The sequence below is a fragment of the Halogranum amylolyticum genome, assembly GCF_900110465.1.
In the GTDB taxonomy this organism is placed as follows: domain Archaea; phylum Halobacteriota; class Halobacteria; order Halobacteriales; family Haloferacaceae; genus Halogranum; species Halogranum amylolyticum.
Map to the genome: position 1 here is coordinate 144,177 of NZ_FODV01000001.1, position 23,783 is coordinate 167,959.

Genomic DNA, 23,783 nt, shown 5'->3' on the forward strand with positions numbered 1-23,783 from the left:
ATCGAAACGGCGCACAGTTCGACTGCTCGTCCTCGCTCGGTCGGGGGGCGAGCTGTGGCACGCGAGCGGTGACGGGGACCGGCTGCGAGGCTACGGCGGGACGTCCCCGTCCATCTCGTGATACTCCCAGACGTGGTCTTTCAGCTCTTCGCGCGTTGCGAACCGGTCGTCGCAGAGGTCACACTCGTACGGCCGTTCGTCGTCCGGCGTCTCCCGCTCGCTCATGGGTGCGAATACGACGGCGACAGTATTAGTCGCTCGGTGGCGCGAACCCGGACACGATCGAAGCGACAGCGCTCTGCACCCGGTCTGCGTCGTCGAGCGGTCGCGGAGGCGAGACGCGCCAAAGTATATTCGTCCGGCCCCGGTTCGTTACGTATGAGGGCACCGACGTTCGGAGACGTGACACCGGCGACGCGCTCGCTTTTCACCGACCTGTACGAACTACGGATGATGCAGGCGTCTCACGGCCACGGTCCCAACCCGACCGTGACGTTCGACCTCTTCGTCAGGAAACTCCTGCCCGACCGCGGCTATCTCGTCGCCGCCCGGAGAGCGCAGACGCTCTCGAAGCTCTCCGAGTCGTACCGGTCGCTGCGGGAACCGGACACCTCTCCGGTCGAGACGAGCGACGGACTCCGGGCCGAGATGGAGGCGTTCGAGCGGTCCTACCGGGACCGAACCGGAGGATGACCGTCGCGTCCGGCCCCATCGGGATCGGCTGTCGAGTCGACCATCCCGTCTTCTCGGTCGTCGCCGACCGACTCAGAGGTCGGGGGTTCGAGGTGCGGTTTCTCGACCCCGACCGTCGCGTCGGCGACGAGACGCTTCGCACCCTCTCGCTTCTCGTCACGAAGAGTACGACGCCGACGACGGTCCGGACGCTTCTGGCGGCCGAGCGTCGGGGCGTTCCGACGTGGAACAGCGCCACCGGCGTGATGGCGTGTGTCTCCCGACTGAGCGCGCTCTGTGCGCTCGAAAGCGTCGGGTTTCGCGTCCCGACGGTCTACCCCGCACGCCCCGCAGCCGGTGACTACGTCGCGAAGTCCCGCTACCACTGGGGATATCCCCCCCGTCTGAACGGGGAGGGGGAGATCTACGAGGGGCTGCTCCCGTGCGACCCTGTCGACTTCAAGTACTACGTCGTCGACGACGGAGCCGAGTACCGGGCCGTCACCCTGCGGGCGACCTCGAAGCTGTTCGGGTCGAAAGAGATCCTCGGGCGGTCGACGCCGCGACCGGATTACGTCGACGGGATACGGCGACTCATGGAGCGCTTGGAAATGCGCGCGCTGGGTGTGGACTTCGTCGAGACCGACGAGGACTACTACGCGGTCGACGTCAACCCGTGTCCGAGCTTCGCGCGGACGGGGCTCGAAGGCGCACTCGTCGCGTCGATCGTCTCGGCGGTACGGTGAGGCGGTGACGCAGGGGGAGGTCAGGTCGGCGCCGAACGCGAGTGCCGGGACCACGACGAACGCGACGAAGAGCGCGAGGACGAACCGCTCGCGGAGGGGTGGACCATCGGCGCCTACATGTACATTCGGTCGTCGGGTTGGTGCTGTTCCTCGACCGCTTCGAGCCGCTGGGCCAGGTCGCGGTAGTACTCTTCGACCTCGCGCGCGAACGCCTGCAGCGGTTCCGAGTCGATCTCGACGTCGTACAGCGCGGCGACGGTGTCGACGAGGCGGATCGACGCCTCGACGTCGGGCGCGCGCTCGTGGACCGGGGTGACGAGCAGCCCCGTCCGGAGCGTCGAGTCGATGCCGCGGTTCACGAGACTCGCGTTCATCCCGTCGAGGTAGCCCCGGGCGACGGGGTCGAGACCGGAGTCCTGCAGTCGGTGTTCTTGGTAGTCGGTCGTCGCGACGTAGTACACGTCGTGCTCGCCGGGTCTGTGGACGAACGGGACGCCGGAGAGCACCGTCACCTCTTCGACGCCGTTTTCGTCCGTCCACGCGAGAATCTCGTCCGCGAAGCCGTTGGCCGCCCACACCGGGATGAACAGGTCGTTCACGAGCACCGTGATGTCGAGGTCCTCGCGCGAGAACAGCCGCGAGTGGTGGCGCGGCGTCCCGTTCTCGAACGGCGCGAACGCCGGCAGTTGGTCCGACGTCACGTGGCCGGTCTCGACCAACTCCAACTCGTCGACGACGAAACTGGCGGCGGTCAACCCGGCCAGTCCGTACGAGGAGAACCCCGCGATGAGCGTTTCGGACGGTTCCGTGTCGTGCGTGACCTGAAAGGTCGCTTCGGGAGTGACGTCGACCATAGCGATACAAACGGTCAGCCGAGTAATAACTGTGTGACCAGAAGGGAGACCGACGCGCCTCCTCTACCGTCGACACGGACCGTCTGCCGATTCGAGAGGTTGACCGAGATTCGTCGTTCTCCGACGCGTCTGACAGGTAACACACGGTGGAGATCACGGGGATCGTCTCGACGGCGTACAGATCGTTCGGCGGTGACACGCCCGCGTCGAAGCTACTCGGGGCGTTCCGAGACAGCACGCAGAAGGCCGTCGTCGACGACGGGGAGTGGGAGCGTAGCGTCTCCCGCCCGCTCACTCGATGTCGATCTGCCGGGACGTCTCGTCCGGTTCGGTCTTCGGGAGCGTGAGCGTCAGGACGCCGTTGTTGTACGTGGCGGTGACCGCCTCTGCGTCGACCGGATCCGGTAGCGTCAGCGTCCGCCGCATCGATCGCTGTGAGCGTTCCTGACGCAGGTAGTTCTCCTCGCGCTCCTCGGTCTCCTCGGTGTGTTCCGCCTGGATCGTCACCCGACTGTCGGAGCACTGGACGTCGATATCGTCCTTACCGAATCCGGGGAGGTCGGCCGTGACGACGAACTCGTCGTCGTGGTCGGCGAGGTCGATCTGTATCCCCTCGGTCGACGACAGGTCGTCCCACTCCTCTCGGTGTGCCCACGGCATCTGGTCGAACTGGCGGCTCATCCGCTCGAACATTCGCTCGACGTCTCTGAACGGGTTCGTACTTGTCATACTCTGTGTTCACCCAACCGCTGATTCACGCGAGAACATCTTAGATGTTTGTCTATTCTCTGCGAGTGACGAAAGTCGTGCTAGTCGGGACGTCACCGGCGATAAGGGCGGACAGACTTGCTCTCACCCCGTCCGTCGTGCGGGCCGACTCAGCAGGTATCCGCCGACCACGAGCGTCCACACCACTACCGGATGGACGATCGCCCGTTCGGTACCCCGAGCGAGTCATCGCTGGGTCGGTCGCTCCTCTTCGAGAGCGTCGACCCGCGCTTCGAGTTCGTCGAGTCGGTCGCGGCGTCCGCTCAGTCGGACGACGAGATAGACGACCGCGGCGAGCGCACCTCCGACGAGGAGGAGGATGAGCAGGACGACGAGGAGTTCCGGGCCACCGGGGATCTGAAGTGGAACGATCATGTCTCGAGTTACGTCCGCTCGCGCCGTCACTGTATCGTCGCTTCTCGTCGACTGAGAACCGAATCGGACCCTCGGTCGGCGTCGGTGCGTTCGGTCCGCCGCTCGGCGCCGCAGTGGTCGTCTGGGTGACGGGTGGTAGCCTCCGGTCGTGACTGGCGCAGCTGTTCCGCTGGCGGATCGGCCTGAAGTGGTGGCTCGTCGCGCTCGGCCTCCCCTTCGTCGTCCTCGCCGCCGGGAGCGGCCTCTACGTCCTCTTCGGCGGCCCCGTCGACTCGGTGTGCTCCCGTTCGTGGGCATCTGCCTGTTCGCGATGGCGTGGGGACCGATCTCCCGACGCCTGTCGTCCAGTCACTCGACCTGGCCGTGCTCGTCCCCGCGTTCCTCTCGTCGGCGTACTAGCTCCGGCGACGGCGGTCCTAGGGCTGCGTGTTCACCGGCGTGCTGCTGGTGCAAGTCGCGACGTTGGGCCTCGCCGTACTGGCGATGGCGGTGTTACAACTCCGAGTCGGGCAGCTCGTCGCCCTCCCGATGATCGTTGTCTTCGGACTGGTGAGTGCGCTCGCTCTCGTCCTGACGGGACAGTGCGTACTCGCCGTCGGACCTGCAGAACGGCAGTCGGAGCGGAAGAGCGTTGCTTGGTCGACGAGCGAATCGGAGACGCGCTGAGAGGACGGCGACGTCGCTCGGGAGGAGGAGACTGTCGAGACGAGAGTTGACTCGAGGCGCGACTCCCCCTGTGTTCGCTCGGAGTCGATTCTCACTCGATGAGAGTCAGCAACGCCGTTGAGCACTCTGCACACGTCTCTAGGGGCATGATCGCGACGAAATATCTCAAGAACGGTGCGCTCGGGGTGGTGGCGATGATCGTCGTCGGACTCGTACCCATGATCGGGCCGGTCGCTCCGCTGGTCGGCGGTGGAGTCGCCGGATACCGCCAGCGAGAGGACGTGAAAGGCGGAGCGATCGCCGGTCTGGTGAGTGGACTCCTCTGGACGCTACTCACACTCGTCCTCCTGATCGTCGTCGTGGTCGGCGCGGGACTCACGGCACCGCCCGGAGTCGGGCCGCTAAACTGGCTGCCCGCCGCGGGTGGCGGCCTCTACGTCGGAGTGCTCTTCGCCGTGATGAACGCCGGCGTCTGTGCTGCGACGACTCTCGGCGGCGCAATCGGCGGTGCGCTGGTGAAAGAGGCCCAGAGACCGACGCCGCCGAGAGAGGTCGACGTCTGACCGACTACACGTCACGTTTCACTCGCCGGAGAACGTCTCGTGGCGCCCGTCGAACGACAACTCGACGCGAATCGCGTCGGGAACGGGGTCGCCGTCTCGAGTCACCCGAACCAGAAGCGTCGTGACGACGCGGTCGTCGCTCTGTGGGGTCGGGTCGTCGACAGCGACGACGACGGTGAGGTTCGCGCGACTCGCCGCGACGTCGACGACGCGAAGGCCCATCGAGGAGTTGAGTCCCGCGACCTGTACGACCCCCAAGTACTGCGTCGCGAAGTCCGTCGCCCGCACGAACGTTCGGTCCGCTTTTGCCGGGAACTGATCGAGGACGAACGCCTCCGACTCTTCGCTCGTCGTCACGAGCGCGGCGAAGACGGCGTCTTCGTTCTCGTCCTGAAGTCCGGGTGCGAACACGGCACCGCCGTCGATTTCGTGCGTCTCGTATTGTGGGCCGCCAGACGAGGGTGCCGACAGACACCCCGAAAGGGTGGTCGTGGCTCCGAACGCAGCGAGGAGACGGCGTCGGGTCGGTCGGTAGCCGCGGCGTCGTTCGGGAGTCATCCGAGTAACCCACCCGGAACACCGAGCCGACCAGGTCCAGCGAGCACCGCTCCGAAGAACAGCCAACTCGCATCCGACGCGAGGACCAGCACCACAGCCGTTTCGCCGAGTTTCGTGTCTGTAGGGCTCCGAGTCATGACTGTCGGTTGGCTTTCCAACGAGGTGGTACTGTGGCATCGTTCCCACGGGCGAAGAACGGCTGTCCGGTCGCGGAGGTGACCCACGAGCGGGGTGCTCGGACTCGGGTCAGTTCCGGTCGTCGTGGGCGGACAACACGTCCACGACGTGCTCCCGGAGCGCGCCCGTCGCGAGCGACCCCGTCACGTGCCCTTTGTTCAGCACGGAGAGCGACAGTCCGTCGTAGCTCGGCCGCTGTCGGTCGAGCGCGACGATTCGGTCGTGGCGCGCCAAGAGCGGGTAACAGTCGGTGTCGTCGACAGCGGTGAAGGAGTCGACGAAGTCGAGGGCGTCCCGGAGCTTCGCCGACTGTCGACGAGCCGACTCGGCTGTCAGTGCGCGGTAGGCCGACGCGACGAACAAGTCGGCGAGTGCTGCCCCCGCGAAGATGGGGATGTAGGCGTCGACGTGGTCGAAACAGACGCGGTGGACGTTCGTCGCAAATCCGCCGAGACTGATTCCCGAGGCGAGTACCGGCTGAGCGGACCGGTCGCCGACCCGTGCGGCGAGTGCCTCGACGAGTCCCGCCGACGCTGCGAGCATCCCGACGAAGTTCTCGAGGTCACCCATCGCGCGGGCGTACTCGGTGTTCGACCCGGCGTGGAACGGCGCTCGAACGGCGATCACGTTGGCTGGCACCTGCTCGTCGTGCCCGACGAACAGCCGACGAAACGAGTTCGAACTGAACCGCCCGAAGTCGAACGGTCGTTCGCCGCTTCCGTGGTGATAGATGAGCGTCGGCGCGTCCGATCCGATCCACTGCCAGGGGAGATACGCGGCGTCGAACGCGCCGAGCGGTGTATCGACTGTGACCTCGTGGACACCGGCCGTGGTCGGATCACCGACGTCCACTGTCGCGTCTGCGGCGACGTCGACGAGCGGCTCCGAGTCGACCGTCCTCGCGAAGAACTTCGCGTCTCGGAGGAACAACGCGCTGAGTCGGAGCGTGCCGACGTCGATAGCTGCATGGTGATTCATACTCCACCTCCTCGTGCCAGACAGTAACGTCGTGTGGCTCACGGGTCACTCCAGAAGCCGAACCAGTTCGACCCGTACGCTGTTCGAGGGTGAGTCGGACCACCGCGACGTCCGCCGCCGCCGTCGCAACGTCTCGGTCGACCGAAAGCCCTTGACCGACGACGTGGCCGAAGATGTCGGGAACGACGCGACTTCAGCTCCCCTCCGGCGACTGCTCGGCGATTCGACGCTCGAACTCGGCGACCTTCTCTTCGAGACTCGTGACGATCGTCCGTTCGCGCTCGTCGGTGTGGATGTAGGTCGGTCCACAGACGTTCAACGAGCCACAGACGCGCCCGATCGGGTCTTTGACGACCTTGCTCACCGCCCAGAGCCCCTCTATCGCCTCCTCGTCGTTGAGCGCGTAGCCACGCTCGCGAACCCGTTCGAGGTCGGCGAGGAGTTCGTCCCGGTCGGTGATGGTCCGGTCGGTCTCGGCGGGCAGTCCCCACTGGTCGAGTATCTCGTCGACGCGAGGTTCGGGATACTCCGCGAGGATCGCCTTCCCGGACGCGGTGCTGTGCATGTGGAACAGTCGTCCGTCGACGAGAAACGAGGGCGTATCCGAGTAGTTCGTCACGTCGTACAGCGAGACGGTCCGGCCGTTCTCCTCGACCGTGAAGTCCGTCTCCAACTCGGTCTCGTCGGCCAGTTCGGTGACCATCCGCTTTGCGATGTCGTACACGGCGTTCTGCTTGCGAGCGTAGTCCCCGAGGTGGTAGAACTTCAGTCCGATCCGGTAGCGGTTGTTCTCACGGATGACGTAGCCGTACTGTGCGAGCGTCTGGAGATGGTTGTGGATCGTGCTCTTCGCGAAATCGGTCTCGGCGGCGACTTCACCCAACGTCGCTCCGTCGGTCTCGACGAGGTGTTCGATCAACTGAAGCGATATCTCAGTCGTCCTGAGCCCGTTCTCCGTGCGACGCGGTTGCATGCTCTACTGATTCCTGCAGACCTACTTAGGACTATGCTCGTCGTTTTGCAGAGGTCACACAGATCTGTTACCAGTATCTGTGTATGCCTTTCGAAGTTGAATTACAATACGGTGAACATCGAGCTATTTACTTGTTTTTTGGATAATAAAAAGAGATAAAATTGTGATAATTTGATTCGGATTAGAATAAAGAGAAACTATATACGAAAATCGTATATATCTAGAGACACAGTCTCCCTGCTCGTCCGCCGTACGGCACCCCATATAAACGTTCGCGAGTAATGAACGGTCGAGTTCCCACGTCGTCGGTGAATGTGTAGGTCGCCACCGCAATCATTACAACGTTAGTTATGTAATTCACCACGGTCAATCAGGCGACTCGTCCGTTGCGACTCTGTCAACGGGAGTCACATATAAGCGTTCGTCCTTCCGAAACGCTCGGTTCTGCAGCCGATGCTCGATGGCGGCTCGACCGAGAGGTCTCTCTCCAGTGAGAGCGAGGAGAGAGAGTCGACATGCGAGACGGGACACCGAATCGAAATCGGTGACCCGGAACCGTCCGCGTCGTCAGTCGTCGTCCGTTCCAGCGGCGACCTTGGTCGAGCTGGACTGCTTCGTCGAGTCCGGTTTTCTGAAGACCGTCGCCTCGTCGGTCAAGAGGAGGTTTCCGCTCTTCTCGCTGAACGTCTTCACCAGGCCGACGATGGCGATGACACAGACGATGGCGAACGGCCCACCGGTGATGATGGCGGCCGACTGGAGCGCGCTCACGCCGCCGATGACCATGAGGATCGACGCGACGGCGCCCTGGAGGATGCCCCAGAAGACTCGGTTGATCGCGGAGGGTTCCTCCTTCCCGCCGGTCGTCATCATCGAGACGGCGAGCGTCGAAGAGTCCGCCGACGTCACGAAGAACGTCGTCACGAGGACGAGGAATCCGAACAGCAGCAGCGTCCCGACCGGCAGTCCCATGAAGTCCATCGCGCCGAAGAGGACGTACCCCGAGACGGCCTCGCCGTACTGGTTGACGGGACCGAGGATGTCTGCGGTGCCGTTGTGCTGGAAGATCGTCGCCGTCCCCCCGACGATCGCGAACCACGGGATCGTCGCGAGCGACGTCGCCACGATTCCGGTGAAGGCGACCTCGCGGACGCTTCGACCGCGGGAGATGCGCGCGATGAACAGTCCCGCGAACGGCGACCACGCCAGCGGCCACAACCAGTAGAAGACGGTCCACGCGTTCGACCACGACCCGCCGTTGGTGTAGTCGGCGAACAGCGCCATCTGGAAGAACTCGCCGACGAGTCCGCCCGTCGCCTGCGTGCTGAGTTCGAGCACGCGGAACGTCGGTCCGAACGCGAGGGTCGCCACCATCAGCGCGCCGAACAGCACCATGTTGAAGTTCGAGAGTCGGCGGATCCCCTTGTCGACGCCGAGCACGAGCGACACGGTGAAAAGCGCCGTCATCCCGGTGATGACCGCGATCGTCCCGGCGTCACCCAGTTGGATACCCCACTGGAACTCGAGGCCGGTGAGGAACTGACTGCCGATGAACCCCAGCGACGTCGCGACGCCGCCGAGCGTCGCGAACACGGCGAGAATGTCGATCGTCTTCCCAGCCAGGTTGTCGACGTTGTCTGCACCCACGAACGGCGTCAACACGGCCGACACGCGGAGGGGTGCACCGTGTTCGTGGACGAAGTAGCCGATTCCCAGCCCCATGACGGTGAAACAGGACCACTGGACGATCGCCCAGTGGAACATCGAGTACTGGACTGCGATCGGGATCGCCGCCTGCGACTTGGCGGCGACGTCGTACAGCGGCGGGACGGTCGAGTAGTGGAGGAGCGCCTCGGACGGTCCCCAGAAGACGATACCCGCGGCGAGTCCCGCCGAGTAGATCATCGTGAAGTACGAGAAGTAGCTGAACTCCGGCGCCTCGTCGCCGAGTCTGAGCCGTCCCCACGGCCCGAAGATGAGGAAGACGAGGAAGCCGACGAACCCCAGCATCACGAGCAGGAACGCCCAGTTGAAATGTCCGAGGACGAAGTCGGTCGCACCCGAGACGACGCTGCCGGCCGCCTCAGGGTTCAACGCGAAGACCGCGACGAACAGGAGCGTGATACCCGCACCGAAGGCGAACACGATCGGTTCGATCTCGTCGAGGAACTCTTCGACCGCGCCCTGGTCGGTCCGTTGACTCATCTGTCTCCTCCCTCGTCGACGTCGCTCTCTCCGATACGATGCTGTCCGTCTCGCCGGGACGACGTGGCCTGACTACCGTGCGTGTCACGACAGTTCGCGCGCAGACACGCCTCCGTCCGACCACAGTCGCCGATATCTTGCAATCTCATGTCTCGTACGACCACCACTCATGGCACAGCAACTCCTGGGCCATGACACAACACACCAATCACAAATCATCCGGATAAATGTTACGGCTACTGGAGACGGTGTATACGGATGCTGTTGATTTCATCGAGAACAGATCGAAACGCGCTCCCGGATCGTGGCGTCGATCCCCGAATTGGAGGCTCTCGCACCGCCGTGCTCCCGTGTTAAGCATGGGCGAGAAGTAACAACATCTGCATACGTTCGTAACCCTTAATGGAGTTCGTATACATAAACTGTGTATGGTAAACAGTGAAGACGGGAACGGTTCCCACGACCGCTTGGCGCTCTCCGCCGACCGCGGGCGGGGGATCCTGACGCCGAGCGACCGCGAGTTCCTCCTCGAACGGAAGACCGACTACACCGAGCACTCGAAGAAACAGAAACGAAATCGGATCCGTCGTCGCCTCCGGAACGCGATCCTCGACTTCAGCATCCTCTTCGAGCATCTCGAAGACCGCGACCGCGAGACGGTGTTCAACCCTGAGTCGGAGGCGCGCGACGACTACACACAGGGGATCATCGACATGCTCGGCTTCCTCCACCTCGGGACGATGGGCTACCACGTCCCGTTCAAAGACATGCTCGGACAGGGAGTCAACCGGGCCGAACAGGAACTCGCCGGGTCGGATTACCGCATGGTGACGGTCGACTTCAACGTCGATCCGGTCGGCCAGATCGACGTCGACGAAGTCATCGACAAACTGGAGGGCGGAAGTTTCGACGAGATCACCGACGAGGAGCTGCGCGCGTTCGTCCGCCTGTTGACCGAGTCGGAGGACTTCTCGCCGACGGCGATGCGCTCGGAGATGAAAGAGCAGATGACCGAGTTCCTAGAGAAGGTGAACGAGGCGACCGAACAGCGGAACCGCCGGGTCGAAGAGCTGAACGACTGACGCGGCGCCGCCTCGTCGCGGCTCTCTTCGAAGAGACGCGTCCGGTGGTGACGACCGGACGCGGAGCGAACACGGTGAGAGAGAAGACGAACTCGTCAGCGGAGCGTCAGCCGAGGTAGGCGACGGCGTCCATCTCGACGCGGACGTCGTCGGGGAGACGCGACACCTCCACGCAGACGCGGGCCGGTGGCTCCTCGGCGAACTGCTCGCCGTAGGCCTCGTTGACACGGTCGTAATCGTCCAGGTCCGTCAGATAGACGGTCACTTTGACGACGTCGTCGAGCGACCCGCCCGCCTCCTCGACGGTGGCGGCGATGTTCTCGAGGACCTGTTCGGTCTCCGCCTGGACGTCGCCCTTGACGTCCTCGCCCGTCTCGGGGTCGACCGGGCCGTAGCCCGAGACGTAGAGCGTGTCGCCGGCGCGGACCCCCTGCGAGTAGGGGTTGTCGTTACGCGGTGCGTCGTCGGTGACGATCGGCTCTGAACTCATCGTGTAGTGTAGTCAGACGGTCTGTTTCGCGGCGCTGGTCGTCTCGATGGCGTCGACGATGACGTCGAGCGCCGTCTCGGCGAGGTCCTGCGTGAGCACGAGCGGCGGCAGCAGGCGGAGGATGTTGCCGTGGCGACCCGCCTTCCAGACGAGCACGCCGTGCTCGAAGCAGTAGTCCTGGATCGCGTCGGCCATGTCGTCGGCCGGGTTGCCGTCGTCGTCGACGAACTCCGCACCGATGAACAGCCCCTTGCCACGGACCTCCGCGAGGTGCGGGTTGCCGTCGCCGGCCTCCTTCAGGCGGGTTCGGATGTACTCGCCGAGCTCGCGGGCGTGGGCGAGCAGGTCGTGTTCCTGGATGTACTCGATGGCGCGCGTCCCGGCACGCATCCCGACGACGTGGCCGCGGTACGTCCCGGCGTGGTCGCCGGAGCCCCACGTGTCGAGCGACTCGTCGTACATCGTCGCCGACAGCGGGAAGCCGACGCCGCCGAGCGCCTTCGCGGAGGTCATGATGTCCGGCGTGACGTCGTACCACTCGCTGGCCCACCACTGACCGGAGCGGCCAAGCCCGCTCTGGATCTCGTCGAAGATGAGCGGCACGTCGTTGTCGGTGGCGAGGTCACGCACGCCCTTCAGGAACCCCTCCGGGGGCGTGATGACGCCGCCCTCACCCTGGATGGGTTCGACGATGATGCCTGCGGGGTTCGCGAGACCACCGTAGGGGTCTTCGAGCGTCGCCTGCAGCTCTTCGAGCGCGTGGTCGACCGCCTCCTGCGGCGCCTTGTCCTGCCCCAGCGGGTACGGGTACGGCGAGTGAACCACGTCCGGCAGCAGTGGCGTGTACGCCTCCTTGAACTTCTTGTTCGAGGTGACGCTCATCGCCCCGCTCGTCGCGCCGTGGTACGCGCCGCGGAAGGCGATAAGTCCGTCGCCGCCGGTGTTGTACTTGCCGAGTTTGATCGACGCCTCGACGGCGTCGCTGCCGGTCGGGCCGCCGAAGACGACCTTGTTGTTCCCCTGCAGCGCACCCGGCGCGATCTCGTCGAGTTTCTCGATGAGGTCGAGGCGGGCCTCCGTCGGGAAGTCGACGGTGTGGACGAACTTGTCGGTCTGCTCGTGGACGGCCTCGAGCACGTAGGGGTTCGCGTGGCCGACGTTGAGCACGCCGATACCGGCGAACATGTCGATGAACGTGTTGCCGTCGACGTCGCGGACGGTCGCGCCTTTCCCCTCCTCGAAGGCGATCGGGATGTCTTCGGGGTAGGCGACGGCGCTGCTGTCGATGTTCTGTTGCTTCTCGATGAGCGCACGCGACTTCGAACCGGGCACGGAGTCGACTGACGGTGCCTCGTCGAAGTGCAGCTCTTCGATCGATGGTCCTGCTGCCATACGTGTGCCAATGAGGAACAGTCATAAATAATTTGTCCACAGAAACCACCCAGACCGTACACAGATACTGATTCGCGTCGCCGTCTCGAAAACGGAAACGCTGGACAACGTACACAGATATCGTGAAGGATTAAGTATCGCGGGATACGTTGTCTTGGGTATGCTGCACACAGAGGGGCCGCTCCTCACCATCGACGTGGGGACGCGGACGGCGGAGACCGAAGCCATCGACGAGGTGCTAGAGTCGTTCATCGGCGGCCGCGGCGTCGCGACGAAGCTCGCACACGACCGCATCCCGTTCGACGCCGACCCGTTCGGCGCGGAGAACCGACTGTACTTCGCGACCGGACCGATGCAGGCGTCGACGATGAGTTTCACCGGGCGGATGAACGCGACGGCCGTCTCGCCGCTCACCGACGGACTCGTCTCCTCGAACGCCGGTGGCTTCATGTCGCGGAACTTCGCCGACACGGGTCACGCGGCCGTGGAGATCACGGGCGAGAGCGACGAACTCCTCGTCCTCCACGTCACCGACGAGGGCGTCGAGTTCGAGTCGGTGCCGGACCTCGCGGGGGCGACCGTCCCCGAGACGGTGTCGTATCTCGACGACGAACACGGTATCGGTGCGGACCAGACGGCCGTCGTCGGCCCCGCCGGCGAGAACCTGGTCCGCTTCGCCTCCATCATGACCTCCGAGGAGCGGGCGTTCGGTCGCGGCGGGTTGGGGGCCGTCCTGGGGTCGAAGAACGTGAAGGCGGTCACCTTCGAGGGCGACTCCGCACCCGAGATCGAGATCCCCGCCTCGCAGATGGAGATCCACCGCGAGGCGGCGACGGACGACCACATCATGAAGCGACAGGGGACGGTCGCGGTGATGGATCTGGCGAACGAACTGGACGGGCTTCCCTCGTACTACTTCTCCGAACAGCAGTTCGAGGGCGTCGAAGGGATCAACGGGGCGGCCGTCGAGGAGAAGAAGTACAAGAAGGGCACCTGTTCGGCGTGCGCGTTCGCGTGCAAACTCCCGACCAGAGACGAGGAGCGCGGCGTCGAGACCGAGGGTCCCGAGTTCGAGGTGGCGATGGCGTTCGGGTCGAACTCCGGCGTCGACGACATCGTCGACGTCATGAAGTCGAACGAACTGTGTGACCGGTACGGACTCGACGCCATCTCCGCGGGCAACACCGTCGCCGCCTACCTCGCCGCCGAGGACGAGTTCGGCGACGTCGACCTGATCCACGAGACGGTCGAGAAGATCGCGAAGCGAGAGGGCATCGGCGACGACCTCGCCGAAGGGATCGCCCGCGTCCACGACGATCTCGGCGTCGAGAACTGGACGGTGAAGGGACTGGACTTCGCCGCTCACGAGGGGCGCGTCCTCCACGGACAGGGTCTCTCCTACGCCGTCGCGAACCGCGGGGCTGACCACATGTACGCCGTCTTCTACTCGCAGGAGTACCCGCTCGTCGACGAGCACGACGCCTACAACCCAACCGGGTTCGAGGGGAAGCCACAGCGACTCGTCGAGAAGGAGAACCAGATGGCTGTCAACGACAGCGGCGTCGTCTGCAAGTTCTCTCGGGACTACATGACTCCCGAACGCTACGAGATGCTGTTCGGCGTCGACTTCGACGATCTGCTGGCCGTCGGCGACCGCATCGTCACGCTCGAACGCCACTTCAACAACCAGCGCGGGTTCGACCGCGCCGACGACACGCTCCCGTACGAGATACCGGGCTTCGAGGACGCACTGGAGGAGTACTACGAGATTCGTGGCTGGGACGACGGCGTCGTTCCCGAAGAACGGGTCTCGGCGTAGTCCCGGGGCCCCTCCTATTGAATACACACGAACCGTAATCGTCGTACACAAAAAATTAAAATAGTTGTTCGACCAACCCACTTTCGAGAACGGGTAGCATGCCACAGTCAGTGTTCACCGCAGGCGAGTACGAGAGACGAATCGAGCAGACGAAAGAGCGGATGCGCGAACGGGAACTTGACGCGCTCGTGATCGCCGACCCGGCGAACATGAACTATCTGGCGGGGTACGACGGCTGGTCGTTCTACGTCCACCAGGCGGTCATCGTCACGCAGGACCGCGACGAACCCGTCTGGGTCGGACGCGGACAGGACGCCAACGGCGCACGCGCGACGACGTGGCTCGGCGAGGAGAGCATCCGCGCCTACAGCGACGACCACGTCCAGTCGCCGTACGACCTCCACCCGATGGACTTCTTCGCCGAGGTGTTGGAAGATCTCGGCGTCGACGACGCGCGCATCGGCCTCGAGATGGACGCCTACTACTTCACGGCGAAATCCTACCTGCGCCTCCAGCAGAACCTCCCCGAGGCCGAGTTCGAGGACACGACCCTGCTCGTCAACTGGGTCCGCGTCAAGAAGTCCGAACAGGAACTCGACTATATGCGCGAGGCCGCCCGCATCTCCGAGAACGCGATGGCGGCCGGGCTCGACGCCATCGAGGAGGGCGTCCCCGAGTCGGAGGCCGCCCGCGCCATCTACAACGCGCTCATCGACGGTACCGACGAGTACGGCGGCGACTACCCCTCGATCGTCCCGCTGATGCCCTCTGGCGACCACACCGGGACGCCGCATCTCACGTGGACCGACCGCCCGTTCGAACAGGGGGACCCGGTCATCATCGAACTCTCCGGCTGTCGGCATCGCTACCACTCCCCGCTCGCGCGGACGACGTACGTCGGCGACCCGCCACAGGAGATGCAGGATCGGATGGAGATCGTCGTCGAGGGCGTCAACGCCGCGCTCGACGTCGCCGAACCGGGCGTCACCTGCGAACGCGTCGAGCGGGCGTGGCGCGACGTCATCCAGAAGTACGACCTCGAGAAGGAGGAACGCATCGGCTACTCGATGGGGCTCGGCTACCCGCCGGACTGGGGTGAACACACCGCCAGCCTCCGCCCGGGCGACGAGACGGTGCTCGAGGAGAACATGACGTTCCACATGATCCCCGGCCTCTGGTTCGACGACTTCGGCGTCGAACTCAGCGAGACGTTCCGCGTCACCTCCGACGGTGCCGAAGTGCTTGCAGACTTCCCGCAGGAGCTGTTCTCTACGTAACCATGTCCAAACCAAAATCAACCGCAGAAGACGTCGACACGACAGAGAACGAAGAGGCGACCGAATCGGCGCTCACCACCGCGCGCCGCCAACTGAACCGTGCCGCGACGCACGTCGACGTCGACGACGGCGTCGTCGAGCGACTCAAACACCCCACGAAGGTCCAGCGCGTCTCGGTCCCGCTCAAGCGTGACGACGGCGAGCTGGAGGTGCTGACGGGGTTCCGCGCCCAGCACGACGACGTCCGCGGCCCGTACAAGGGTGGCCTCCGCTACCACCCCGAGGTCAACGCCGACGAGTGTATCGGCCTCTCGATGTGGATGACGTGGAAGTGCGCCGTCATGGACATCCCCTTCGGCGGCGGGAAGGGCGGCGTCGCCGTCGACCCGAAACAGCTGAGCACCGGGGAGAAGGAGCGGCTCACCCGCCGGTTCGCCGAGGAACTCCGCGACGTCGTCGGACCGAAGCAGGACGTCCCGGCACCCGACATGGGGACGGACGCCCAGACGATGGCGTGGTTCATGGACGCCTACTCGATGCAACAGGGCGAGACCACCCCCGGCGTCGTCACCGGCAAACCGCCGGTCATCGGTGGATCGTACGGCCGTGAGGAGGCACCGGGACGGAGCGTCGCCATCGTCACGCGGGAGGCGATCGACTACTACGACTGGGAGATCGAGAACACCACCGTCGCGGTCCAGGGGTACGGGAGCGTCGGTGCCAACGCTGCCCGCGCGCTCGACGAGTGGGGGGCAGACGTCGTCGCCGTCTCCGACGTCGACGGCGCCATCTACGACCCCGACGGTCTCGACACCAAGGACGTGATGGGCCACGACGAGCGTCCGGGGATGGTCTCGGGCTACGACGCGCCGCGGAAACTCGGCAACGAGGAACTGCTCGAACTCGACGTCGACGTGCTCATCCCAGCGGCCGTCGGCAACGTGCTCACCGCCGACAACGCCGACGACGTGCAGGCGAACCTAGTCGTCGAAGGCGCCAACGGGCCGACGACGTTCGCGGCAGACACCATCTTCGAGGAACGCGGGATCCCGGTCCTCCCGGACATCCTCGCCAACGCCGGCGGGGTGACGGTGTCGTACTTCGAGTGGCTACAGGACATCAACCGCCGCCAGTGGACGCTCGACCGGGTCCACGAGGAGCTGGAAGACGAGATGCTGAAAGCGTGGAACGCGGTGCGGAAGGAGGTCGAAGAGCGCGACGTGACGTGGCGTGACGCCGCGTACGTCGTCGCGCTCAACCGCGTCGCGACGGCCAAAGCGACGCGCGGCCTCTGGCCCTGACGAGTCGGGGCGGTTCAGACTCCGCTGCTGTTTTTTCATTGTCGACGGTCGACGAGGAGCGATGCGGACAGAAACAGAGAGCCGAGAGGACAGCAGTGGAAAGCCGAAAGGACAGCAGCGAGACCGCCGATACGACTCAGTTTCCGAGCGCCGCGGCGACCTTCTCGATGGGGTGGGTCGGCGTCTCGCCGCCCTCGCGGTCGCCGAGTTGCGTCCGGCAGGACGCACCGGGGGCGACGACCTCCTCGCCGTCGCTGTCGTCGACCTGTTCGAAGAGGATGTTCCCGATGGCCTCGCTCATCGAGTAGTGTTCGGCCTCGTAGCCGAACGAGCCGGCCATCCCACAGCAGCCGGAGTCGAGCACGTCGACGTCGTAGCCGGCGTCGGCGAGCACCGCAGCGGCGTGGTGGTCCTTCTTCGTCGCCTTCTGGTGACAGTGGCCGTGGTAGGTGAGTGATGCCGAGCCGGCATCGGTCGCCGGCGAGGTAGATGCCGAGCCGGCATCGGTCGTCGGCGATGTGGGGGCTGTCGAATCAGCGTCGAACGCAAGTTCGAACTCGAACCGGTCGAGGTACTCGCAGACGCCGTAGGTGTTGGCCGCGATACGTTCGACGTCGCGGCCCGACAGCAGGTCGAGGTAGTCCGACTGGAGCATCACGGCGTCGGAGGGTTCGATGAGGACGACGTCCCAGCCGTCTGCGACCCGCGGGGCGAGCGCGTCGACGTTCGTCGCCGCCCGCTCGCGCGAGAGCTCGAGGAACCCCTTCGAGTGCGCCGGGCGACCGGTCGAGGTGACCCCCTCGGGGAGACGGACGTGGACGCCCGCCGCCTCGAGCACCCGGACGGCAGCCTTCCCCGCATCGGGGTGGTTGTAGTTGGTGTAGGTGTCGGGGAACAGCAGCACCTTCCGCGTCGCCTGTGACGCTGGCACCTGCGGTCCGCCGCGGGCCTCGAACCACTCCTCGAAGCTCTCGCGGTGGAACGTCGGCAGCGACCGCTCCTCGGCGATGCCGACGGTCTTCTCCATCACCGTTCGTGCGCCGGGCACCTTCGCGGCCCAGTTCGACAGTGGCGCGAACGTCGACCCGAGTTCGTTGAGCGTGTCGACGTTGGCGAACAGTCGCTCGCGGATGCCGGCACCGTGTTCCTCGTGGTGGGCGTGTTCGACCTCGGCTTTCAGCTTCGCCATGTCGACCTCGCTTGGACAGTCGCGGGCACAACCCTTACAGCCGACACAGAGGTCCATGATCTCGCTCATGAACTCGGTGTCGACCGACTCGTCGTCGAGGTCGCCACTCATCGCCTGCCGGAGCATGTTCGCCCGGCCGCGAGTGGCGACGCTCTCCTCCTCGGCGGCGCGGTAGGTCGGGCACATCACGCCGCCGGTGGTCTCCTGCTGGCCGCGGCAGCCGCCACAGCCGTGACAGAGTTCGACCATCCCCTGGAACCCGTTGTCGTTCCGCCAGTTCAGCGCCGGGTCGAAACCGGCGTCGAAGTCGTAGTCGCCGCCGAACCGGAGGTTCTCGGTCATGTCGACGTCGCCGCAGACCTGCCCCGGGTTGAGCAGCCAGTCGGGATCGAAGGCGGTCTTCAGGTCGCGGAACAGTTGCCAGACCTCCTCGCCGTACAGCTTCCGGTTCCACTGCGTCCGCGCGCGGCCGTCGCCGTGTTCACCCGAGACGGAGCCGTTGTACTCGACGACGAGGTCGGTGACGGCGTCGGAGATGGACTCCATCTGGGCGACGCCCGCCGGACTCTTGGTGTCGACGAGCGGCCGCATATGCATACAGCCGGGGCCGGCGTGGGCGTAGAACGACGCGAACGTGTCGTTCTCGTCGAGCACCGTCTGGAAGTCGGCGACGTAGTCCGCGAGGTTCTCCGTCGGGACGGCCGTATCCTCGATGAACGAGATGTGCTTCGCATCTGTGGTCCGAGAGAGGAGGATCGGCATCCCGCTCTTGCGGAGCTTCCAGAGCGTCGCCCGCTCCTCGGCGTCGTACGCCTCCAGCACGTCGAAGGCGCGTGCGGGGTCGTCGGCCGGACGGTCTACGTCGTCTGCGTCGGCGTCGCCCTCGACGCTCGGCGTCGCGGACGGCACGCGATCGGTGACGAGGTCCGCGACCTGCTGTCGACCGTGCTCCGCGTCCTCGGCGTAGAACTCGACGAGCAGCGCCGTCTCGGTCTCCTCGGGGAGCATCGCCGCCACCTCCGCGAACTCCTCGGTGTCGCGGGCGAGATCGAGGAGTACGTCGTCGATCGCCTCGACGGCGGCGGGGTCGTGGTTGCGGACGATGGTGTCGACGTCGGCCATCGCGTCCAGCAGGTCGTGGTACGTCAGTAGCGCGACCGACTTCGTCTCGGGGATCGGTTCGAGCGAGACGGTCGCCGCCGTCACCACGCCGAGCGTCCCCTCGCTGCCCGCGAAGACGCGCGCGAGGTTGACCGACCCCGACTTGGCCTCCCGGACGAGTCGGTCGAGGTTGTAGCCGGAGACGTTGCGCTTCAGCTGAGGGTAGACCTCGCGGATCGTCTCGGCCTCCTCGTCGACGACGTGCGCGAGCGCGGCGTAGATGCGACTCTCCACGTCGCCGTCGGGGTCGGCGCGCTCGCGGAGCTCCTCCAGCGTCACCTCGCCGAACGTCGCGACCGAACCGTCGGCGAGGACGACCTCGACCGCCTCGACGTAGGCGTCGGTCTTGCCGTACTTCAGCGAGTGTGCGCCGGTGGAGTTGTTGCCGATCGCACCGCCGACCGTACTCCGGTCGCCGGCGGCCGGGTCGGGCGCGAACTTCAGGTCGTGCGGTTCGAGCGTCGCGTTCAGATCCGCGAGCACCGCACCGGCCTGGACGTCGGCGACGCGACCGTCCGGGTCGACGTCGACGAGTTCGTTCATGTGGACGCTCAGGTCGAGGACGACCGCCTCGTTGGTCGCCTGTCCGGCGAGACTCGTTCCGCCTCCACGGGGGAGGACAGGGATCTCGCGGTCCGCACAGTAGTCGACGACGGCGGCGACGTCGTCGGTCGACTGCGGGAAGACGACGCCCACCGGCGTCACCTCGTAGGCGGAGGCGTCGGTCGCGTACAGCTGTCGGGAGTACTCGTCGAACCGAACGTTGCCGTCGACGAGCGCCTGCAGGTCGGCGACGAGCCCCTCCCGTTCGACCGACCCGCCGGTGTAGTCGTACTGCGCTCGGTCGTCGTCGGCCGGGTCGGTCGACGCGTCGTCCTGGAGACGGGGGTCCTGTGTCGCCATCGCGGTCAGTTCTGCTCCGGGGCGAGCACTTGGTTCACTAGCTCGTCGCCGGAGCCGAGTCGCTCGACGTTCTCGCCGACGATGTCGGCGAGTCGGTCCCAGTGTTTCGGCGTGTGACCGCCGGTGTGGGGGGTGACGAGACAGTTCTCCAGCCCCCACAGGGGGTGGTCGGCCGGCAGCGGTTCGGGGTCGGTGACGTCGAGCGCGGCCCCGCGGATCTTGTTGGAACGGAGCGCCGAGACGAGCGCGTCGGTGTCGACGATGCCGCCGCGGGCGGTGTTGACGAGGACGCTGTCGGTCGGCATCGTCGCCAGCTCCTCGCTCCCGACGAGCCCTCGCGTGAGGTCGTTGAGCGGGCAGGCGACGACGACGTAGTCGCTCCGGGAGAGCGACTCGTGGACGTCGTCCTCGTCGAAGCCGAGCACTTCGTCGGTCGGCCCACCTTTCGAGGGCGTGTAACGGATGCCGATCGTTTCGACCTCGAACCCCTGCAGGCGCTGGACGACCGCCTGGCCGATCGAGCCGAGTCCGATCACCGTCACCGTGGAGTCGGTGAACTCGTGGGACTGGAAGTGGCGCCACTGCCCCTGCTGTTTGCGTCGCCACCCCTCGTGGAGGCGGCGGGTGAAGACGAGCATGTTGCCGATTGCCTGTTCGGCGATGCCCGGCGCGTGGATGCCGCCGGCGTTCGTGACGGCGATGCCCCGAGACTCGAGTTCGTCCATCGGGACGTGGTCCGTTCCGGCGAACGTGCAGGCGAACAGTTCGAGGTTCTTTGCCCGCGCCAGCAGGTCCTCGTCGATCGAGTTGCCCGTGACGACGCGGGCGTCTTCGACGAGTTCACGCTCCTGTCTCGGCGTGCGGGCGAGCGCGACCGTCGCGTCCGGGAGACGCTCGCGCAGCTGGTCGGCGTACGATTCCATCGACAGTCCTTCCGTCCCCTCGCGGAGGACGACAACGTCGGCGTTCTCACTCATAGTTAGCTCGTACCTGCGTCTGGCGAGACGCGTGTCCGTAGTGTGTGATTGTCACTGTTCAACTTAGTCTTTTTGTGTATTCGACATCAACGGATCCTGTGTACAGTTAAGTGTGTCGAGTGTGAATGTGGCTCATATGTCCGCACCGGTCACAGACCGACTGGTATCGTTACGGCGCGACCTCCACAGACATCCCGAACCCGCATGGCGGGAGTTCTACACCACTCACCGCCTCGTCGAGGAGCTCCGGCGCATCGGCGTCGACGACCTCGCGGTCGGCCCCGAGGCGTACGACCCGGCCGACCGGATGGCCGCACCCGCGAAAGAGGATTTGGAACGCTGGGTCGACCGCGCACGCGAGCGCGGAGCCGACGAGGAGCTTCTCGAGACGATGGCCGGGGGGAACACCGGCGTCGTCGCCGTCCTCGAACGGGGCGAGGGTCCGTCGGTCGGTCTCCGCGTCGACATCGACGCGCTGTTCATCGAGGAGTCGACCGACGAGAGCCACCTCCCGGCGGCCGAGGGGTTCCGATCGGAGTACGACGAGTCGATGCACGCCTGCGGCCACGACGCCCACATGACGTGGGGGGTCGCCGTGCTCGAGGCGATCAAGGACAGCGACTTCGCGGGGACGTTCACCGTCTTCTTCCAGCCGGCGGAGGAGGTCTCCGGCGGCGGCTGTCCGATGGCGAAGAGCGACTACTGCGCCGACATCGACTACTTCTTCGCCGCTCACGTCGGCCTCGACCACCCCACCGGTGAGGTCGTCGCCGGCATCGAACGGCCGCTGGCGATGTGCCACGTCGACGCGACGTTCGAAGGGACGTCGGCGCACGCAGGCAAGGCTCCGAACGAGGGCGACAACGCGATGCAGGCGCTCGGGACGGCCATCCAGAACACCTACGCGATCCCACGTCACAGCGACGGGATGACGCGGGTCAACATCGGTCGCGCGGAGGGTGGCACCGCGAGCAACGTCGTCGCCGACGAGGTGAACGTGCTCGGCGAGGCGCGCGGCGAGACGACGGAACTGATGGAGTACACGAAGGAGAGACTCGTCGACACGCTCCACACCGCCGCGGAGATGCACGGCTGTACGGCCGACGTCGACGTCGTCAGCGAGTCGCCGCGCGCCGACAGCGACCCGGAACTCGTCGACGTCGTCGCCGACGCCGCCCGCGGCGTCGACGGCGTCGAGACGGTGACGCCGACGGCTGACTTCGGCGCGAGCGAGGACGCCACGTTCCTGATGGAGCGTGTCCAGGAGGAGGGTGGCTACGCGGCGTACCTCATCGTCGGGACGGACCATCCGACGAGCCACCACACCTCGACGTTCGACGTCGACGAGCGGAGCCTCTCGATCGGCGTCGACGTGCTGACGAACGCCGTGCTGTCGGTCGGTGGTGAGCGATGAGCGACCCGGGCGCACCGGAGGTCGTCACCGTCGACGACGTGGCGGCCGCCCACGACCGCATCGCCGACGTCACCCACCGGACTCCCTTGGACACCTCGACCACCTTCGCCGAGATGAGCGGCGCGGCCTCGGTCGGCCTCAAGCTCGAGAACATGCAGCGGACGGGGTCGTTCAAGATCCGCGGCGCGTACAACACGATGGCGCAACTCCCCGACGACGTGAAGGAACGCGGCGTCGTCGCCTCCAGCGCCGGCAACCACGCACAGGGCGTCGCGCTCGCGGGCGACCTCCTTGACGTCGACACGACGATCGTCGTCCCGGAGGTGACGCCGGCGGCGAAGATCGAGGCCACCCGCGGCTACGGCGCGGAGGTCATCGTCGAGGGCGACATCTACGAACGCTCCTACGAGTACGCGCTGGACCTCGCCGAGGAAGAGGAGCTGGAGTTCGTCCACCCGTTCAACGACGAGGGCGTCATCGCCGGCCAGGGGACGGTGGCCCGCGAACTGCTCGATCAGTACCCCGAGCTGGACACCGTCCTCGTCTCCATCGGCGGTGGCGGCCTCATCTCCGGTATCGCCACCGTGCTCAAGGAGCACGACCCCTCGATCCGCGTCGTCGGCGTCCAGCCGGAGGGAGCGTACCACGCGAAGCCGTCGCTGGAACACGACGAGATCCGCGAACTCCCCGAGATCGACACGGTCGCCGAGGGGATCGCCGACACCCGCCTGCTGGAGAAGACGTTCGCGGTCGTCCGCGAACGCGTCGACGACGTCGTCTCGGTGAGCGACTCGGAGATGAGCGTCGCGCTGACGCTGCTCGCCGAACGGGCCAAGACGGTGGTCGAGACGGCCGGTGCCGCGCCCGTCGCCGCCCTCCTGTCAGGTGCGGTCGACGTCGACGACGAACACGTCGCCGCCGTCGTCTCCGGTGGGAACGTGAACCTCACCGAACACGGCGAACTCGCGCGGGCCGGACTGATGGAACTCGGTCGCTACGCCGACGTCGACGTCGCCGTCGCGGACTGGCCGACCGGCGTCGGCCGTGTGACGGAGGCAGTCGAGTCGCGGGGTGCCGAACTGGACGTCTTGGAGCGAACGCGTCGAACGGCGGCAGACGACCCGAACCGAACGCCTCTCAGATTGGGCATCGAGGGGAGCGGCCCCGACCATCTCCGGTCGGTCGTCGACGCGCTCGACGCGCTCGACGGCGTGACGGTCACGTCACAGACGCTGGACTGACC

The 23,783-nt window shown here is 65.7% G+C and carries 22 protein-coding genes; 10 read left to right on the top strand and 12 right to left on the bottom strand.

Translation table 11 applies throughout. The features are described from left to right. Positions 1-90: 90 nt before the first annotated feature. On the bottom strand, positions 91-225 hold the full coding sequence (locus BSG17_RS26675; protein WP_170864673.1) for a C2H2-type zinc finger protein: 135 nt from the start codon (positions 223-225) through the stop codon (positions 91-93). A 153-nt stretch (positions 226-378) separates the two neighbouring features. On the opposite strand from BSG17_RS26675, the gene BSG17_RS00670 reads away from it, so the two are divergent. Further along, entirely contained in the window at positions 379-693 is a 315-nt protein-coding gene (locus BSG17_RS00670) for a hypothetical protein (RefSeq protein ID WP_089820546.1), read from the top strand. Continuing rightward, positions 690-1,418 carry an ATP-grasp domain-containing protein gene (locus BSG17_RS00675; protein WP_089820547.1) on the top strand — a complete coding sequence of 243 codons (729 nt, stop codon included), beginning with the start codon at positions 690-692 and terminating at the stop codon, positions 1,416-1,418. The genes BSG17_RS00670 and BSG17_RS00675 overlap by 4 nt, the downstream gene beginning before the upstream one ends. A gap of 113 nt (positions 1,419-1,531) precedes the next feature. Here BSG17_RS00675 and BSG17_RS00680 read toward each other — a convergent pair whose 3' ends face one another. The 3 genes from BSG17_RS00680 to BSG17_RS00690 form a co-directional block, all read right to left on the bottom strand. Beyond that, on the bottom strand, positions 1,532-2,272 hold the full coding sequence (locus tag BSG17_RS00680; protein WP_089820548.1) for a proteasome assembly chaperone family protein: 741 nt from the start codon (positions 2,270-2,272) through the stop codon (positions 1,532-1,534). Between the two features lie 291 nt (positions 2,273-2,563). Next, positions 2,564-3,001 carry an Hsp20/alpha crystallin family protein gene (locus BSG17_RS00685; protein WP_089820549.1) on the bottom strand — a complete coding sequence of 146 codons (438 nt, stop codon included), beginning with the start codon at positions 2,999-3,001 and terminating at the stop codon, positions 2,564-2,566. 225 nt (positions 3,002-3,226) lie between these two features. After that, positions 3,227-3,415 (bottom strand): hypothetical protein, encoded by a 189-nt coding sequence (locus tag BSG17_RS00690; protein WP_089820550.1) that lies wholly within the window; start codon positions 3,413-3,415, stop codon positions 3,227-3,229. Positions 3,416-3,853: 438 nt separating this feature from the next. Between BSG17_RS00690 and BSG17_RS00695 the strand changes: the two genes are divergently transcribed. Next, entirely contained in the window at positions 3,854-4,081 is a 228-nt protein-coding gene (locus BSG17_RS00695; RefSeq protein WP_139246533.1) for a hypothetical protein, read from the top strand. A gap of 146 nt (positions 4,082-4,227) precedes the next feature. Further along, positions 4,228-4,644, top strand: coding sequence for a DUF5518 domain-containing protein (locus BSG17_RS00700; RefSeq protein WP_089820552.1), 417 nt, complete (start codon positions 4,228-4,230; stop codon positions 4,642-4,644). Between the two features lie 18 nt (positions 4,645-4,662). Here BSG17_RS00700 and BSG17_RS00705 read toward each other — a convergent pair whose 3' ends face one another. From BSG17_RS00705 to BSG17_RS00720, 4 genes are all read right to left on the bottom strand, one after another. After that, positions 4,663-5,202 (bottom strand): hypothetical protein, encoded by a 540-nt coding sequence (locus BSG17_RS00705; RefSeq protein ID WP_089820553.1) that lies wholly within the window; start codon positions 5,200-5,202, stop codon positions 4,663-4,665. Between the two features lie 246 nt (positions 5,203-5,448). Next, entirely contained in the window at positions 5,449-6,357 is a 909-nt protein-coding gene (locus tag BSG17_RS00710; RefSeq protein WP_089820554.1) for a hypothetical protein, read from the bottom strand. A gap of 193 nt (positions 6,358-6,550) precedes the next feature. Next, positions 6,551-7,330: an IclR family transcriptional regulator gene (locus tag BSG17_RS00715; protein ID WP_089820555.1), complete on the bottom strand. Its 780-nt coding sequence runs from the start codon at positions 7,328-7,330 to the stop codon at positions 6,551-6,553. Positions 7,331-7,897: 567 nt separating this feature from the next. Next, on the bottom strand, positions 7,898-9,535 hold the full coding sequence (locus BSG17_RS00720; RefSeq protein WP_089820556.1) for a BCCT family transporter: 1,638 nt from the start codon (positions 9,533-9,535) through the stop codon (positions 7,898-7,900). Positions 9,536-9,963: 428 nt separating this feature from the next. Here BSG17_RS00720 and BSG17_RS00725 point away from each other — a divergent pair, with 428 nt between their 5' ends. Then, on the top strand, positions 9,964-10,617 hold the full coding sequence (locus BSG17_RS00725) for a DUF8102 family protein (protein ID WP_089820557.1): 654 nt from the start codon (positions 9,964-9,966) through the stop codon (positions 10,615-10,617). Between the two features lie 106 nt (positions 10,618-10,723). Here the strand turns inward: BSG17_RS00725 and BSG17_RS00730 are convergent, their stop codons facing one another. Together BSG17_RS00730 and BSG17_RS00735 are read right to left on the bottom strand one after the other, a co-directional pair. Further along, positions 10,724-11,107 (bottom strand): RidA family protein, encoded by a 384-nt coding sequence (locus BSG17_RS00730; protein WP_089820558.1) that lies wholly within the window; start codon positions 11,105-11,107, stop codon positions 10,724-10,726. A 12-nt stretch (positions 11,108-11,119) separates the two neighbouring features. Next, the gene (locus BSG17_RS00735; protein ID WP_089820559.1) at positions 11,120-12,499 is read right to left on the bottom strand and encodes an aspartate aminotransferase family protein; all 1,380 of its coding nucleotides are present in this window, start codon (positions 12,497-12,499) and stop codon (positions 11,120-11,122) included. A 160-nt stretch (positions 12,500-12,659) separates the two neighbouring features. Between BSG17_RS00735 and BSG17_RS00740 the strand changes: the two genes are divergently transcribed. The 3 genes from BSG17_RS00740 (at position 12,660) to gdhB (ending at position 16,896) form a co-directional block, all read left to right on the top strand. After that, positions 12,660-14,318 (top strand): aldehyde ferredoxin oxidoreductase family protein, encoded by a 1,659-nt coding sequence (locus BSG17_RS00740; RefSeq protein ID WP_089820560.1) that lies wholly within the window; start codon positions 12,660-12,662, stop codon positions 14,316-14,318. Positions 14,319-14,416: 98 nt separating this feature from the next. Continuing rightward, positions 14,417-15,595 (top strand): M24 family metallopeptidase, encoded by a 1,179-nt coding sequence (locus BSG17_RS00745; protein WP_089820561.1) that lies wholly within the window; start codon positions 14,417-14,419, stop codon positions 15,593-15,595. Between the two features lie 2 nt (positions 15,596-15,597). After that, the gene (gdhB, locus tag BSG17_RS00750) at positions 15,598-16,896 is read left to right on the top strand and encodes a glutamate dehydrogenase GdhB (RefSeq protein WP_089820562.1); all 1,299 of its coding nucleotides are present in this window, start codon (positions 15,598-15,600) and stop codon (positions 16,894-16,896) included. A 136-nt stretch (positions 16,897-17,032) separates the two neighbouring features. Here the strand turns inward: gdhB and BSG17_RS00755 are convergent, their stop codons facing one another. Both BSG17_RS00755 and BSG17_RS00760 read right to left on the bottom strand, forming a co-directional pair. Continuing rightward, positions 17,033-20,149 (bottom strand): FAD-binding and (Fe-S)-binding domain-containing protein, encoded by a 3,117-nt coding sequence (locus BSG17_RS00755; RefSeq protein ID WP_089820563.1) that lies wholly within the window; start codon positions 20,147-20,149, stop codon positions 17,033-17,035. 5 nt (positions 20,150-20,154) lie between these two features. Continuing rightward, positions 20,155-21,126: a D-2-hydroxyacid dehydrogenase gene (locus BSG17_RS00760; RefSeq protein WP_089820564.1), complete on the bottom strand. Its 972-nt coding sequence runs from the start codon at positions 21,124-21,126 to the stop codon at positions 20,155-20,157. Between the two features lie 136 nt (positions 21,127-21,262). On the opposite strand from BSG17_RS00760, the gene BSG17_RS00765 reads away from it, so the two are divergent. Both BSG17_RS00765 and ilvA read left to right on the top strand, forming a co-directional pair. Then, the gene (locus BSG17_RS00765; RefSeq protein ID WP_089820565.1) at positions 21,263-22,540 is read left to right on the top strand and encodes an amidohydrolase; all 1,278 of its coding nucleotides are present in this window, start codon (positions 21,263-21,265) and stop codon (positions 22,538-22,540) included. Continuing rightward, positions 22,537-23,781, top strand: a complete 1,245-nt coding sequence (gene ilvA, locus BSG17_RS00770) for a threonine ammonia-lyase (RefSeq protein WP_089820566.1) — start codon at positions 22,537-22,539, stop codon at positions 23,779-23,781. Before BSG17_RS00765 ends, ilvA begins: the two co-directional genes overlap by 4 nt. The last annotated feature ends 2 nt before the right edge of the window (positions 23,782-23,783 follow it).

Bases quoted from the DNA above. Each gene is read 5' to 3' on its own strand.
- BSG17_RS00720 (WP_089820556.1), bottom strand. From the start codon at position 9,535: ATGAGTCAACGGACCGACCAGGGCGCGGTCGAAGAGTTCCTCGACGAG.
- ilvA (WP_089820566.1), top strand. From the start codon at position 22,537: ATGAGCGACCCGGGCGCACCGGAGGTCGTCACCGTCGACGACGTGGCG.
- BSG17_RS00745 (WP_089820561.1), top strand. From the start codon at position 14,417: ATGCCACAGTCAGTGTTCACCGCAGGCGAGTACGAGAGACGAATCGAG.
- BSG17_RS00705 (WP_089820553.1), bottom strand. From the start codon at position 5,202: ATGACTCCCGAACGACGCCGCGGCTACCGACCGACCCGACGCCGTCTC.
- BSG17_RS00740 (WP_089820560.1), top strand. From the start codon at position 12,660: ATGCTGCACACAGAGGGGCCGCTCCTCACCATCGACGTGGGGACGCGG.
- BSG17_RS00735 (WP_089820559.1), bottom strand. From the start codon at position 12,499: ATGGCAGCAGGACCATCGATCGAAGAGCTGCACTTCGACGAGGCACCG.
- BSG17_RS00685 (WP_089820549.1), bottom strand. From the start codon at position 3,001: ATGACAAGTACGAACCCGTTCAGAGACGTCGAGCGAATGTTCGAGCGG.
- BSG17_RS00700 (WP_089820552.1), top strand. From the start codon at position 4,228: ATGATCGCGACGAAATATCTCAAGAACGGTGCGCTCGGGGTGGTGGCG.
- BSG17_RS00760 (WP_089820564.1), bottom strand. From the start codon at position 21,126: ATGAGTGAGAACGCCGACGTTGTCGTCCTCCGCGAGGGGACGGAAGGA.
- BSG17_RS00715 (WP_089820555.1), bottom strand. From the start codon at position 7,330: ATGCAACCGCGTCGCACGGAGAACGGGCTCAGGACGACTGAGATATCG.
- gdhB (WP_089820562.1), top strand. From the start codon at position 15,598: ATGTCCAAACCAAAATCAACCGCAGAAGACGTCGACACGACAGAGAAC.
- BSG17_RS26675 (WP_170864673.1), bottom strand. From the start codon at position 225: ATGAGCGAGCGGGAGACGCCGGACGACGAACGGCCGTACGAGTGTGAC.
- BSG17_RS00670 (WP_089820546.1), top strand. From the start codon at position 379: ATGAGGGCACCGACGTTCGGAGACGTGACACCGGCGACGCGCTCGCTT.
- BSG17_RS00710 (WP_089820554.1), bottom strand. From the start codon at position 6,357: ATGAATCACCATGCAGCTATCGACGTCGGCACGCTCCGACTCAGCGCG.
- BSG17_RS00725 (WP_089820557.1), top strand. From the start codon at position 9,964: ATGGTAAACAGTGAAGACGGGAACGGTTCCCACGACCGCTTGGCGCTC.
- BSG17_RS00675 (WP_089820547.1), top strand. From the start codon at position 690: ATGACCGTCGCGTCCGGCCCCATCGGGATCGGCTGTCGAGTCGACCAT.
- BSG17_RS00755 (WP_089820563.1), bottom strand. From the start codon at position 20,149: ATGGCGACACAGGACCCCCGTCTCCAGGACGACGCGTCGACCGACCCG.
- BSG17_RS00680 (WP_089820548.1), bottom strand. From the start codon at position 2,272: ATGGTCGACGTCACTCCCGAAGCGACCTTTCAGGTCACGCACGACACG.
- BSG17_RS00730 (WP_089820558.1), bottom strand. From the start codon at position 11,107: ATGAGTTCAGAGCCGATCGTCACCGACGACGCACCGCGTAACGACAAC.
- BSG17_RS00765 (WP_089820565.1), top strand. From the start codon at position 21,263: ATGTCCGCACCGGTCACAGACCGACTGGTATCGTTACGGCGCGACCTC.
- BSG17_RS00690 (WP_089820550.1), bottom strand. From the start codon at position 3,415: ATGATCGTTCCACTTCAGATCCCCGGTGGCCCGGAACTCCTCGTCGTC.